The 12572-nt window shown below is 67.9% G+C and carries 12 protein-coding genes; 7 read left to right on the top strand and 5 right to left on the bottom strand.

What is annotated here, in order from left to right:
* Window positions 1-124: 124 nt before the first annotated feature.
* Complete coding sequence (locus tag ABD866_RS02140) at window positions 125-856, bottom strand: GNAT family N-acetyltransferase (protein WP_425549533.1); 732 nt, start codon at window positions 854-856, stop codon at window positions 125-127.
* A gap of 146 nt (window positions 857-1002) precedes the next feature.
* Window positions 1003-1485, bottom strand: coding sequence for an Lrp/AsnC family transcriptional regulator (locus ABD866_RS02135; RefSeq protein WP_345060765.1), 483 nt, complete (start codon window positions 1483-1485; stop codon window positions 1003-1005).
* A 173-nt stretch (window positions 1486-1658) separates the two neighbouring features.
* Between ABD866_RS02135 and ABD866_RS02130 the strand changes: the two genes are divergently transcribed.
* From ABD866_RS02130 to phhA, 4 genes are all read left to right on the top strand, one after another.
* Window positions 1659-2597, top strand: coding sequence for an esterase/lipase family protein (locus tag ABD866_RS02130; protein WP_345060763.1), 939 nt, complete (start codon window positions 1659-1661; stop codon window positions 2595-2597).
* Complete coding sequence (locus ABD866_RS02125; RefSeq protein WP_345061010.1) at window positions 2597-3613, top strand: lipase secretion chaperone; 1017 nt, start codon at window positions 2597-2599, stop codon at window positions 3611-3613. Before ABD866_RS02130 ends, ABD866_RS02125 begins: the two co-directional genes overlap by 1 nt.
* Before the next feature lie 203 nt (window positions 3614-3816).
* On the top strand, window positions 3817-4950 hold the full coding sequence (gene hppD / locus ABD866_RS02120; protein ID WP_345060761.1) for a 4-hydroxyphenylpyruvate dioxygenase: 1134 nt from the start codon (window positions 3817-3819) through the stop codon (window positions 4948-4950).
* A 29-nt stretch (window positions 4951-4979) separates the two neighbouring features.
* Window positions 4980-5828, top strand: a complete 849-nt coding sequence (phhA, locus tag ABD866_RS02115; RefSeq protein ID WP_345060759.1) for a phenylalanine 4-monooxygenase — start codon at window positions 4980-4982, stop codon at window positions 5826-5828.
* Between the two features lie 84 nt (window positions 5829-5912).
* On the opposite strand, the gene ABD866_RS02110 is transcribed toward phhA, so the two are convergent.
* Complete coding sequence (locus tag ABD866_RS02110) at window positions 5913-6824, bottom strand: alpha/beta fold hydrolase (protein ID WP_345060757.1); 912 nt, start codon at window positions 6822-6824, stop codon at window positions 5913-5915.
* A 66-nt stretch (window positions 6825-6890) separates the two neighbouring features.
* On the opposite strand from ABD866_RS02110, the gene ABD866_RS02105 reads away from it, so the two are divergent.
* The 3 genes from ABD866_RS02105 to ABD866_RS02095 all read left to right on the top strand — a co-directional run bounded on the left by ABD866_RS02105 (window position 6891) and on the right by ABD866_RS02095 (window position 10335).
* A complete protein-coding gene (locus ABD866_RS02105; RefSeq protein WP_345060755.1) occupies window positions 6891-7631 on the top strand; it encodes an FFLEELY motif protein in 741 nt (246 codons plus the stop codon).
* Between the two features lie 76 nt (window positions 7632-7707).
* Window positions 7708-9396: an AMP-binding protein gene (locus tag ABD866_RS02100; RefSeq protein WP_345060753.1), complete on the top strand. Its 1689-nt coding sequence runs from the start codon at window positions 7708-7710 to the stop codon at window positions 9394-9396.
* The gene (locus tag ABD866_RS02095) at window positions 9397-10335 is read left to right on the top strand and encodes an MBL fold metallo-hydrolase (RefSeq protein WP_345060751.1); all 939 of its coding nucleotides are present in this window, start codon (window positions 9397-9399) and stop codon (window positions 10333-10335) included. It begins immediately after the preceding gene.
* A 205-nt stretch (window positions 10336-10540) separates the two neighbouring features.
* Here ABD866_RS02095 and ABD866_RS02090 read toward each other — a convergent pair whose 3' ends face one another.
* Both ABD866_RS02090 and ABD866_RS02085 read right to left on the bottom strand, forming a co-directional pair.
* Window positions 10541-11464 (bottom strand): alpha/beta hydrolase family protein, encoded by a 924-nt coding sequence (locus tag ABD866_RS02090; protein ID WP_345060749.1) that lies wholly within the window; start codon window positions 11462-11464, stop codon window positions 10541-10543.
* Window positions 11461-12177, bottom strand: a complete 717-nt coding sequence (locus ABD866_RS02085) for a TetR/AcrR family transcriptional regulator (RefSeq protein ID WP_345060747.1) — start codon at window positions 12175-12177, stop codon at window positions 11461-11463. The genes ABD866_RS02090 and ABD866_RS02085 overlap by 4 nt, the downstream gene beginning before the upstream one ends.
* Window positions 12178-12572: the final 395 nt, after the last annotated feature.

Below are 12572 nucleotides of genomic sequence, written 5' to 3'. Positions count from 1 at the left end.
GAAACGTGTGCAGGACATGCGGTAGTGGATCAGACCCCTAGGATAGCGGATTGCCATGTCGGCGGCCCCGGGCAAACCCTTCACCCGAGCGCCACGCGGGGCTGACGATGGCCCCGCAGCGCAGTCATTCGGCGCTTTGGTGGCGCGCGTTGCGCACGCCGCTGCGCACTTCCTGCACGCCGGCCAGAAAGCTCCAGAACTGCTTGGCCTGCTTTTTGAGCTGATAGTCCACCTCGGCAAACTGCTGCTCGACCAGCTCGGCCACGCGCGTGTCCAAACTGGCCGGGGGCAGTTGCAGGTAGGCCTCGGACTCTGAACCGTCACGCCGCACAGTCGCGCCAGCATTGCGAGCGATTTTCAGCATTGCGGTGTTCTCGCTCAGCGCGTGGATGAACAGCATGTTCACCCCCTCGTTGCGCGCGTGCATCACCGCACGCTCGAACAGGCGCGCCCCGAAACCACGCCCGCGGGCCTGCTTGAGCACCGACACGCCAAACTCGGCGCAGTGCTTGTGCTCGGGATGCTCCGAGAACGCCAGATGGGCCATGGCGATGAGTTCGAGCCGGCGGTTGTAGATGCCGAAGATCTCGTCGCGCTCGAAGTCGAGCTGGTCGGCATAGCGCCGGATCTGCTCGTCGTTGGCGGCATAGCCGAAGCGCAGATAGCGGTCGGCAGGCTCCAGCTGCAGCAGATGGGCCGTGATGCGCTCGCGGTACGAAGGACCGAGCGAGCGGATGGGAACCATGACAGGGGTGGACACGGAAGGACCTCCTGACGGGGCACGCCCGTTCATCGGGCGCAGCATGTATTTGCTGGCGTCCCATGATGCCTTGAGCCAATCTTTAGTCGTCGCGATCATGGGCGTGATTTTAGGGTTTTCCCTAGGTTTTGTCCGCTCCATTTGCTGCGTCGCAGCAATCTAGACCGACCTCCTCAACTTTAGGGAGCCCCGCTGCCCTCGACAAGCCCGCGCCAGACGCCTCGGCGACGCGCCCAAAACCCCTACACCGGCATGGCCGTTGTGGCCTTCACGCGGTCCAGCACAAAGCTGGTTTTGCAGTCTTCCACGCTGGGGTGCTTGAGCAACGTGTCCATGATGAAGCGGCTGTAGTGGGCCATGTCGGCCACCACCACGCGCAGCAGGTAATCCATCTCGCCTGTGAGCGCCGCGCATTCCACCACCTCGGGCCAAGTCTGCACACTGGCGCGGAACAGGTCCATGGGGTTGCGCTTGTGGGTTTCGGTGTGCTTTTCGAGGCGTACGTTCAGGTAGGCCGTCAGGCCCAGGCCCACAGCCTCGGGACGCACCAGCGCCACGTAGCGATGGATCACCCCCGCATCCTCCAGCCGTTTGACGCGGCGCAGCACGGCACTTGGCGACAAACCGACCTCTTCGCCAATGACATCGTAGGTCTCGCGTCCGTTGTCTTGCAATCGGCGCAGGATGGCCCGATCCAGCTTGTCCAGTGCGTAAGAGGTGCTCATGACGCAGGATTTTAGAAACGCACGCCCGTTGCTGCGCTGCAGCTCCGGGTATGTCCGCAGGCGGGTATGTCCCGATGGAGACAGGGGATTTCCCCGGAAAAATAAGTCCCACAAAAACGAACGGTCGTTCTTTTTTGTACCGCCAAAACCAATCACAACCGGAGACATATCCCATGCCATCGCTCTGGAGCCGCCTCGGGCGGGCCCTCGCCCTGCTGGCCGCAAGCCTGACCTTCTGGACCGCCTCGACCGCCCATGCGCAAACGGGCTACACGCAGACCCGTTACCCCATCGTGCTGGTGCACGGCCTGTTCGGGTTCGACTCGGCGCTGGGCGTCGATTACTTCTACGGCATTCCGTCCGCCCTGCGCTCCGGCGGCGCCCGGGTGTACGTGGCCCAGGTGTCGGCCGCCAACAGCACCGAGGTACGTGGCGAGCAGCTTCTGGCCCAGGTGCGCACCATTCTGGCGATGACAGGAGCCCAGAAGGTCAACCTGATCGGCCATTCGCACGGCGGCCCCACCATCCGCTACGTGGCCGGTGTGGCGCCGCAGCTGGTGGCATCGGTCACGTCCATCGGTGGCGTGAACCGCGGCTCGCGCGTGGCCGATATCGTGCGCGGTGTGGCCCCGGCCGGTTCGGTGTCGGAAGCCGTGGCCAACGCGGCCGCGTCGGCGCTGGTCGGGCTGATCAATGTGTTCTCGGGCGGCTCCGGGCTGCCCCAGATGCCCACGGCGGCGCTCGATTCGCTCACGACCGCAGGCAGCGCGCGCTTCAACCAGCGCTTCCCGCAAGGCCTGCCCAGCGGCTGCGGCAGCGGGCCCGAGCTGGTCAACGGTGTGCGCTATTTCTCGTGGACGGGCACCAAGACCCTGACCAACGTGCTGGACCTGAGCGATGCCCCCCTGGCCACGCTGGGCCTGGTGTTCGGTGAAGCCAACGACGGCCTGGTGTCCGCCTGTTCCTCGCGCCTGGGCCGCCACCTGGGCGACTACCGCCAGAACCACTTGGACGAAGTGAACCAGCTGCTGGGCCTGCGCGACTGGTTCTCACCGGACCCCGTCACGCTGTACCGCGACCACGCCAACCGCCTCAAGGGTCTGGGCCTGTGATGGACCGGAGCACGCCCTCCACCTCCACGGCCAGTCCGAAGCCTGGCCGTGCCCGCGCAGTCGCGGCCGGTGCCGCGGCACTGGCGGTGGCGGCGCTGGTTGGCGTGCTCGTCAGCCTGGGCGGGCCGCCACCGCTGCCCGTACCAGGCCCCAACGCGGTCGCCCCAGCGGGTGTGGCCGGGACACGTTCCGACGCGACTGCACTCGCGCACACGGGGGCAGCGGTGTCGGACGACGCGCGTGCAGCCACGCGCCAGGCCGTCGCCGACGATCCTTTGCTTGCGCAGGATCTGCGCAACCGGCTCGAATCGCTGCTGCTGGCAGCGGGCGAAGCCGAATCGCCCCAGGCCCTGAAAGACCGGCTGGCTGGCCTTGCAGGCCGATTTTTTCCGGCAGAGCTCGTCCCGCGGGCCCTGACGATCGCCTACCGGTATGTCGATTACCGGGTGGCATTGGGCGAGCTTCGCCCGCCCGCAGACCCCAGCGATCCGCGCGCGCTGCGCGCCGCCATGATGGAGCGCGATGCGCTGCGCCGCCGATTCTTTGACGACCAGGAGCACCTGGCCCTGTTCGAGCGCGAAGAAGCGCTGGACCGCCTGGCCGTGGCCCGCATGGAAATCCAGCGCAACCCCGCGCTCAGCGAGCAGGAACGCGCCGCCGCACTGCAAAGCCTGGAGGCAGAACTGCCCGCGGCCGAGCGCGCCGCACGGGCTGAGGCGATTGCCCACCTGGGCGTCGCGGCCCAGACCCAGACCTTTGACGCGCAAGGGGTGGACGAACGCACACGCCATGCCCAGCGCAGCGCCCAGTACGGCCCCGCCGCTGCCCAGGCGCTGGCCCAACTCGATCGCGAACAGGCCGACTGGAACGCCCGCCTGGACCGGTACGCCCAGGCGCGCCAGCAAGCCGGCGACAGCCAGGCGCTGCGCGACCAGTGGTTCTCGGCTGAAGAGCAGCTCCGACTGGAGGGCGCGCTTGGGATGCGCGCACTGCAGGCGGGTGCAGGCAAACCGTAAGCCAGCGACGGACAGGTCGCCGGAGCCCCACGCAAGCGTGGCGCCCGGGTGAACAGGGTCGCATACACGTAAAGCCTGCGCCATCCATTGATGATTCGCAACTTTCCTGCAAACCAGGATAAGAACACGCCTTCAAACGCGCGAATCATGCCCGCTTCGGCTTCTACAGTGCGGACATCCTCACTGACATGGCCGGAGACACCATGAACGCTGCACTGCCCCAAGCCACCGCCGCCCAGATCGAAGCCTGGGACAACCCCATGGGCCTGATGGGGTTCGAGTTCGTCGAATTCACCTCGCCCACCCCCGGCGTGCTGGAAGCCGTGTTTGAAAAGCTGGGCTTCACCCTGGTGGCGCGCCACCGTTCCAAGGACGTGGTGCTGTACCGCCAGAACGGCATCAACTTCATCATCAACCGCGAACCCCACAGCCAGGCGGCGTACTTTGGCGCCGAACACGGTCCGTCGGCCTGCGGCCTGGCCTTCCGGGTGAAAGACGCCCACAAGGCCTACAAGCGCGCGCTGGAGCTGGGCGCACAGCCCATCGAAATTCCCACCGGCCCCATGGAGCTACGCCTGCCGGCCATCAAGGGCATCGGCGGCGCACCGCTGTACCTGATCGACCGCTTTGAAGACGGCAAGTCGATCTATGACATCGACTTCGAATTCATCGAAGGCGTGGACCGCCGCCCGGTGGGCCATGGCCTCAACGAAATCGACCACCTCACGCACAACGTGTACCGCGGCCGCATGGGCTTTTGGGCGGGCTTCTACGAGAAGCTGTTCAACTTCCGCGAGATCCGCTACTTCGACATTCAGGGCGAGTACACAGGCCTGACCTCCAAGGCCATGACGGCACCCGACGGCAAGATCCGCATTCCGCTGAACGAGGAATCCAAGCAGGGCGGCGGCCAGATTGAAGAATTCCTCATGCAGTACAACGGCGAGGGCATCCAGCACATCGCGCTGATCTGCGACGACATCCTCTCCACCGTGGACAAGCTGCAGATGGCGGGCGTGCCCATGGCACCGGCCCCCAACGACATCTACTACCAGATGCTCGAAGGCCGCCTGCCGGGCCACGGCCAGCCGGTGTCCGAGCTGCAGTCGCGTGGCATCCTGCTCGATGGCACCACGGCCGACGGCACGCCGCGCCTGCTGCTGCAGATCTTCTCCACCCCCATGCTGGGCCCGGTGTTTTTCGAGTTCATCCAGCGCAAGGGCGACTACCGCGACGGCTTTGGCGAAGGCAACTTCAAGGCACTGTTCGAGTCGCTGGAGCGCGACCAGATCGAGCGCGGCGTGCTCGAAGCGGCCAAGCCCAAGGCAGCGGCCTGAGCGCAGGGTCACTGGCTGGAGCACCGCCCATGGCTGCCGAACCCGTTGTCTATGGCGCCAGCGAGCGCCCACCGCGCGGCGACTACCGCCGCGCGAACGCCGACTACACCTGCGCGCAGGACTTTGCGGCCTACACCGCACAGGACCACGACACCTACCGCCGCCTGTATGAGCGCCAGAGCGCGCTGCTGCCAGGCCTGGCGAGCGAAGCTTTCATCGCCGCGCTGCCCGCGCTGGGCGTAAAAGACCGCATTCCGCGGTTCGAGGAGATCAACGAGCGCCTGTACAAGGCCACACGCTGGGAGATCGTGGCCGTACCGGGGCTGATTCCCGAGGTGCCGTTCTTCACGCTGCTGGCCAACCGCAAGTTCCCGGTCACCGACTGGATCCGCACGCCCGAGGAATTCGACTACGTCGTCGAGCCCGACATCTTCCACGACCTGTTCGGCCATGTGCCGCTGCTCTTCAACCCGGTGTTTGCCGACTACGTGCAACGCTACGGACAGGGCGGCCTGAAGGCACACGGGCTGGGAGCGTGCGAGATGCTGAGCCGGCTGTACTGGTACACGATCGAATTCGGTCTGATCCGCGAACGCAGCGGTCTGCGGGCCTATGGCGCGGGCATCCTGAGCTCCAGCGGCGAGTTGCCCTATTCGGTGCAGAGCCCCGAGCCACAGCGCTTGCCGCTGCAGCTGGAGCGCACCATGCGCACCCGCTACAAGATCGACACCTACCAGCAGACCTACTTCGTGATCGACAGCTTCGAGCAGTTGTTCGACCTCACAGCCGCCGACTTCACGCCGATCTACGAGCGGCTGCGCGGCCAGCCGGAATTCGCAGCCAACGCTGCCGAGGCGACCGAGCCTGCCATGGCCTGATCGCGCTGCGCCGCACCACGGCGAATCTGTCAGTCTGCGGGGCGCCACAAGCGCCCCGCAGCGCTTGGGGAGGCTGGCCAGTGCTCAGCCTGCGCGGTCGGCCTCGGCGATCTGGGCCAGGCAGGCTGCGATCACCCCCTCGTCCAGCGCCATCTGCACATGTGGCAAGCCGTGGCACGCGTGTACCCGGGCGCCCGCCAGCACCGCCGTGGAGGCCGGAAAAACGATGTTGTCGCAGTTGGAAAACCAGCAGTCAAAACGTGCGGCACGCTCTTGAGGCTCGGCAGCAGACAGCGCCTGCAGCCAGGCGCTGTCCACGCGCATCTGGCGCCCGTTGGGGGTGCCGCTCCAGCGCGCAAGCCAGGTGCCCGCATGCGGCGTGCCCAAGGTGATCACGCGCGCCACACGCCGGTCGGCATCGGGCACCGCACGCAGCCAGGCCCGCGCCACCAGCCCGCCCATGCTGTGGCACACCAGCACGGGCGCCCGGCCCGTGGCCTGCTCCACGCGGCGCACGGCGGCCTCCACCTGGGCCGCATAGCTGTCGATGGAGGCCAGCGGCGGCTCCAGGCTGAGCGCCACATGCGCGTGGCCCTGTGCACGCAACCGCGGCAGCCACGGCTGCCACAGCGCCCGGTTGCACATGTAGCCGTGCACCAGCACCACGCCCACGCGCCCGGTGGGCACTTCGGGCAGCCAATCGGGATGCCGCTCGGCACGGAAGGGCTGGCGCCAGCCGAACACCACGGTGGCCGCCCAAAGCTCCTGCGCCCAGGCGCGCAGCACCTGCGCCAGGCTGGCGCGCGCGGCCGGGTCGCGCCGGTTGAGGGCATGCATCAGCGCGCATTCGAGCGCCATCACAGCCAGGAACACCAGCGTGGGCAGCACCACCAGCCACCAGGCCCACGCGGCGTCCAGCGTCCAAGCCAGGGCCGTGCAGCCCGCTACCCAGAGCAGCCACAGTCTTACGAGCCAGCCTTGTATCTTCGCGATCATGAAATCCCCGATGATCTCGGGAGAGACGCTCCCGCCCCTGCATTGTGGAGCCTGCACGGAGAGACCATGGACGCCGCCCAGACCATCCGCAACAGCATCGCCGACGTGCAGGCCCTGCGCCGCCTGCGCACGGCTGAGCCCGGACTGGGCGACGGGGTGGCCGCCGTGAAGACCCTGCAATCGCGCCGTTTTGCCGGCACCTATGCCGATCTGATGGCATCGCCCCGCTTCGGCGCCGCATCGCGCTTCTTTCTGGAAGAGCTGTACAGCGACCGCGACTACAGCGACCGCGACCAGCAGTTCAGCCGCATCGCGGGCACGCTGCAGACGCTGTTTCCGCAGCCGGTGGTGGGCACCGCCGTGGCGCTGGCCGAACTGCACGCCCAGACCGAGACCCTGGACCATGACATGGGCCGCAACTGGCTGGCCGGTCCGGCGGCGGAATCGCCCGCCCTGCGCTATGCGCGCGCCTGGCAGGCCGTGGGCCAGCCCCACGCGCGTCGGCAGCAGCTCGAGCGCGTGTTGGGCATGGGGCAGGACCTGGCCCGGCTCACGCGCACGCCCGGCCTGCGGATGATGCTGCGCATGATGCGCGGCCCGGCCGAAAAGGCGGGCATGGGCGCGCTGCAGCGCTTTCTGGAGGCCGGCTTCGACACCTTTGGCGCGATGGCCCGCGAACGCGGGGCCGTGGACCAGTTTCTGCAGACGATTGCAGCCCGCGAAAAGACCCTGATGGACCTGCTGTTCCAGGGGGATCCTGTCACCTGCGAGACCGAACTGCACCGCACCCTAGGACAAGCCCGGTAACCCTTTCGCGGCCCCCGCTTCCACAATGCCCGGCAGTTGCCGTTCATTGATTTGATTGCCGAGGACAAGGACACGCATGGACAAGATCTGGCTCAAGAGCTACCCCCCGGGTGTGCCGCACGATGTGAACCCCGAGCAGTACCGCTCGGTCGCGCATCTGCTGGAGGAATCCTTCCGCAAGCACGCAAACAGCCCGTTCTCGGTCTGCATGGACCGCTGGATGTCGTACGGTGAGCTGGAGCGCCGCTCGGCCGCGCTGGGCGCGTACCTGCAGAGCCTGGGGCTGGAGCCCGGCGCGCGCGTGGCCATCATGCTGCCCAACGTGCCGCAGTTCGGCGTGACCATGGCCGCCGTGCTGCGCGCCGGCTACACCTGCGTGAACGTGAACCCGCTCTACACCGCGCGCGAACTGGAGCACCAGCTCAAGGATTCGGGCGCCAGCGCCATCGTGATCTTGGAGAACTTTGCCCACACGCTGGCCGAGGTCATCGAGCACACGGGCGTCAAGCATGTGGTGATGGCCTCCATGGGCGACCTGCTGGGCTTCTGGTACGGCCGCTGGATCACCTTTGCCGTGCGCCACCTGGCCAAGATGGTGCCCGCGTACGATTTGCCGCTGTCGCAGGGCCGCAAGGTCGTCACCTTCAAAAAGGCACTGTCCATCGGCGAGTCGCGCAGCCTCTCGCCCAGCCAGGCCACCCTCGACTCCATTGCCTTCCTGCAGTACACGGGCGGCACCACGGGCCTCTCCAAGGGTGCGGTGCTCACCCACCGCAACATCGTGGCCGCCACACTGCAGGCCGAGGCCTGGTTCACGCCCGCGCTGTCCAAGGTGGGCGACTTGAGCAAGGCCAACAGCATTGCCGCGCTGCCGCTGTACCACATCTTCGCGCTCACGCTGTGCCTTCTGGCCATCCGGCAGGGCTCCAGCCTCACGCTGATCCCGAACCCGCGCGACATTCCGAAGTTCATCGAGGTGCTCAAGAAGCGGCCCTTCCACATGCTGCCGGCCGTGAACACGCTGTTCAACGCGCTGCTGCAGCATCCGCAGTTCAAGAGCATCGACTTCTCGACCCTGTGCGTGTCGCAGGCCGGCGGCATGGCGGCCTCCGAAGGCACGGCGCGCCAGTGGCAGAAGGTCACCGGCAGCACCATGATCGAAGGCTGGGGCATGAGCGAGACCTGCGCGATCGGCACCAACAATCCGGTCACGGCCAAGGAGTTCAGCGGCACCATCGGCCTGCCGCTGCCGGGCATCGAGATCGCCATCAAGGACGACGACGGCAACAGCCTGCCCCAGGGCGCGTCGGGCGAAATCTGCATCAAGGGCCCGAACGTGATGACCGGCTACTACAACCAGCCGGCCGAGAACGCCAAGGCCTTTACGGCCGATGGCTTCATGCGCACGGGCGACATCGGCATCATGGACGAGCGCGGCTTCACGCGCATCATCGACCGCAAAAAGGACATGATCCTGGTCAGCGGCTTCAACGTGTTCCCCAACGAGCTGGAGCAGGTCATCTCGCTGTGCCCGGGCGTGGTCGAATGCGCGGCCATCGGCATCCCCGACGCCAAGCAGGGCGAGGCGATCAAGGTGTTCATCATCAAGAACGACCCGGCCCTGACCGAAGACGACGTGGCCCGCTACTGCCAGGAAAACCTCACCGGCTACAAGCGGCCCAAGTACATCGAGTTCCGCGACGAGCTGCCCAAGAGCAACGTGGGCAAGATCCTGCGGCGCGAACTGCGCGCCAGCAGCAAGTAAGTGGGGGCCACGGGCGCTTCGGCAGCCGTGGCGCTGCCGCCCGACATCCAGGTGCTCGAGCGCGGCTGGCTGTCGGCCAACAACGTGCTGCTGCATGGCCCGCAGGGCGCCGCCGTGGTCGACACCGGCTACTGCACCCACGCCGAGCAGACGGTGGCACTGGTGCAGGCCGCGCTGGGCGGGCAGCCGCTGGCCCACATCCTCAACACCCACCTGCACAGCGACCACTGCGGCGGCAACGCCGCGCTGCAAGCCCGCTGGCCGGGCGTGCACACGCGCATTGCCCCGGGTGAGGCCGAGGCCGTGCGCGCCTGGGACGAGTCCCGCCTGAGCTACCGCCCCACGGGCCAGGAATGCCCGCGCTTTCGCTTTGACGGCCTGCTGGAGCCCGGCACCGAAGTGCGCGTGGGCGCGCGCCGCTGGCAGGTGCACGCAGCCCCGGGGCACGACACGCATTCGGTGGTGCTGTACGCGCCCGACGCAGGCGTGCTGATCGCAGCCGACGCGCTCTGGGAGCGTGGCTTTGGCGTGGTGTTTCCTGAAATCGAGGGCGAAGACGCGTTTGCAGCCGTGGGCGCCACGCTCGACCTGATTGAGCGCCTGGAGCCGCGCGTGGTCATTCCGGGCCATGGCAGCGTGTTCACCGATGTGGGCGGCGCGCTGGCCTATGCACGCAAGCGTCTGGCCGGGTTTGTGCAAGACCCGCAGCGCCACGCGTTGTACGCGGCCAAGGTGTTGCTCAAGTACAAGCTGCTCGAATGGCAGCAGGTGCCGGTGGCGCGCCTGCAGGCCTGGGCCGAGGGAACGCCCTACTTCGGGCTGCTGCACCGCGCACACTTTGCCGACCAGCCCGAAGCCGCCTGGCTGCAGTCGCTGATGGACGACCTGGTGCGTTCGGGCGCAGCGACGCGCGAGGGCGCGCTGCTGGTCAACGGCTGAGCGTGCGCCACCCCCGGGGCGTGCTCAGGCCCGCAGCGCGCGGGCAGCGGCGGCCGCCTGGAAAGCTCTGCATCACCCTCGCGAGGATGCGCGGGTGCGGATCGGTATGGACCACAAGGCGCTTTTTGCAGCCATCGCACGGCTACGGGCAAGAAACGCAACGCAATGGACCGCCCGAGGCCGTGCCAGCGCAGCCCGCAGGGAGTTATGCGGAGCTTCCCTGGACCTGGTGCGGCGCCGAGGCCAGCCAGTCCAGGCACTGATCCCACAACGCCCGCGCCTGCGGCCGGAAGTAACCCATGTGGCCAATCGGCCCGGTGCGGTCCACCACGGGGTCGATGGTCACGGCCTGCACGGTCGCATTGCGGTAGCCCTGCATGAAGGCGTCGCGCGATGCCGGGGGCGCCCAGGCGTCGTCGGTGGCGTTGGCCGCCACGATGGGCAGGCGCAGCTGCGCGAACTGCTCGGCCATGTGCGGCATGGCCGGGTCGTCGAAGAAGTAGCGCGGAAAGCTGCACCAGTGACGCCATTGCCGGTACACGCCCAGCGGCAGGTCTTCGCCCATGCCCAGTCGGCTCCAGGGCAGGTAACCGGCGCGACGCGTCCACAGCGGCCCCACCACCTTCCACATGAGCTGCACGCGCAGGCGCTCCAGCGGCGGCATCCAGCCATGCCAGCCCGCGCCCGTGGCAAAGGTCCAGCAGGCGTGCACCTCGTGGTGGTTGGGCAGCAGGCCCAGCGCATGCCCGCCGTACGAGTGGCCCACCAGATACAGCGGGCGGCCCGGCTGGCGCAGCGCCTCCACCCCGGCGGCCAGGTCCTGCCGACCCCAATCCAGGTAATCGACCTCGTAGCCCCGCAAGCTGGGCGGGGCCGAGCGGCCAATGCCGCGGTAGTCGAGCGTCAGCACATCAAACCCGCGCGCCGCCGCATGCTGGGCAAAGCGCCGGTAAAAGCCCTGCGGCACGGCCGTGGCGCTGCCCACCAGCAGGCCCGCATGGGCGGTGCCTTCGGGGCGGTAGCGCAGCGCGGCAATCGGCGTGCCGTCGGCCGCGGTGAGGGTGAGCGCTTCGGGCTCCACCGCTGCTGCGGGAGCGGCGCGGGTGGGAGCAAGGGTCTCAAGGGTCATGAAGCCTCCGGGGTCGGTGGAAGGTGGGGCGTCGCCGGGCTGCGACCAGGAATTTCGGACTCGATCCAGCGCACCAGCCCTTGCAGCACGCTCTGCAGCACCGCGCCGTCTTGCGCCACGCGGGCCTGCAGCAAGCCGCCCTCGTAAGCCGCCAGCACCAGCCCCGCCAGCATCTGGGCCCGCGCGGGCGGGATGCCGGAGGCCGCCAGCGCATCGGCCACGGTGCTGCGGATGCGGACAAACGCGGTATCGAGCGCCTGGCGCAGCGCCTGGTCGTCGGGCGTGGTCTCCAGCGCCACGGTGGCCAGCGGGCATCCGGCGGTGAACTGGCTGCGCACCAGCTGCCGCTCGGCCTCGCCCACCCAGCGGGTAAGCGCGGCCACCGGATCGGCGCCTGCGGCCAGCAGGGCCTGCAGACGCTGCACCATGGCCTCGGTCACGGCGGCAATGGCGGCGGTGGCCAGCTCGGTCTTGCCACCGGGAAAGTGGTGGTACAGCACGCCCTTGGGCGCGCCTGCATCGGCCAACACCTCGGCCAAACCCACGCCGTGCAGGCCGCGCTCACGCAGCGCGCGGGCCATCGCCTGGACCAGGCGGTCGCGGGTGGAGGGCGCGGGTGCGGCAGGTGCGGCAGTGCCAGGGGGCGCTGACGCGTCGGCGGGCGATGCAGCGGGCGACGAGGTGGAGGGCGCAGAGCGGGGGCGTGGCGGCATGGGTGCAGTATCTAGACCGGTCGGTCTAGCGTCAAGTGCGGGGCTGTCGCCAAGGTGCCTGGGGGTGAGAGGCCGTGGGGGCTTCTGCGAGGCGGTGGGGTTGCCGGGGGGGCGTTGTGGGGCTGCGGGGGTGTGCCGGTGCGGCGCTTGGAGGATGAAAGTCAAACAGGCCGCTCGTGCTTTTTTCTTAAGCACGAGCAGCTATGGATTCCATAGCACTCTGTGGTTGGCGGTAGTTTGCTGCTGTGCTTGTGCTGTGGTCTGAGGCCGGGATGTGCGCCCGGCGGCGCACCTTCTTTCTTTTGGGTCGCCAAGAGGGTGTAGAAGAAATCTATTGAAGCCGCCCCAACAGCATCCGAGCCTGCGCCAGCCAGACCCAAGCAGCGGCGTACAAC

It is taken from the genome of Acidovorax lacteus, assembly GCF_039540375.1.
GTDB lineage: Bacteria > Pseudomonadota > Gammaproteobacteria > Burkholderiales > Burkholderiaceae_C > Acidovorax_G > Acidovorax_G lacteus.
This window is presented reverse-complemented; position numbering and strand designations above follow the sequence as displayed.

What these genes read in the sequence shown, in the direction of transcription:
- ABD866_RS02100 (WP_345060753.1), top strand. Translation starts at nt 7,708, where the DNA reads ATGGACAAGATCTGGCTCAAGAGCTACCCCCCGGGTGTGCCGCACGAT.
- ABD866_RS02085 (WP_345060747.1), bottom strand. Translation starts at nt 12,177, where the DNA reads ATGCCGCCACGCCCCCGCTCTGCGCCCTCCACCTCGTCGCCCGCTGCA.
- hppD (WP_345060761.1), top strand. Translation starts at nt 3,817, where the DNA reads ATGAACGCTGCACTGCCCCAAGCCACCGCCGCCCAGATCGAAGCCTGG.
- ABD866_RS02110 (WP_345060757.1), bottom strand. Translation starts at nt 6,824, where the DNA reads ATGATCGCGAAGATACAAGGCTGGCTCGTAAGACTGTGGCTGCTCTGG.
- ABD866_RS02135 (WP_345060765.1), bottom strand. Translation starts at nt 1,485, where the DNA reads ATGAGCACCTCTTACGCACTGGACAAGCTGGATCGGGCCATCCTGCGC.
- ABD866_RS02105 (WP_345060755.1), top strand. Translation starts at nt 6,891, where the DNA reads ATGGACGCCGCCCAGACCATCCGCAACAGCATCGCCGACGTGCAGGCC.
- ABD866_RS02130 (WP_345060763.1), top strand. Translation starts at nt 1,659, where the DNA reads ATGCCATCGCTCTGGAGCCGCCTCGGGCGGGCCCTCGCCCTGCTGGCC.
- ABD866_RS02125 (WP_345061010.1), top strand. Translation starts at nt 2,597, where the DNA reads ATGGACCGGAGCACGCCCTCCACCTCCACGGCCAGTCCGAAGCCTGGC.
- ABD866_RS02090 (WP_345060749.1), bottom strand. Translation starts at nt 11,464, where the DNA reads ATGACCCTTGAGACCCTTGCTCCCACCCGCGCCGCTCCCGCAGCAGCG.
- phhA (WP_345060759.1), top strand. Translation starts at nt 4,980, where the DNA reads ATGGCTGCCGAACCCGTTGTCTATGGCGCCAGCGAGCGCCCACCGCGC.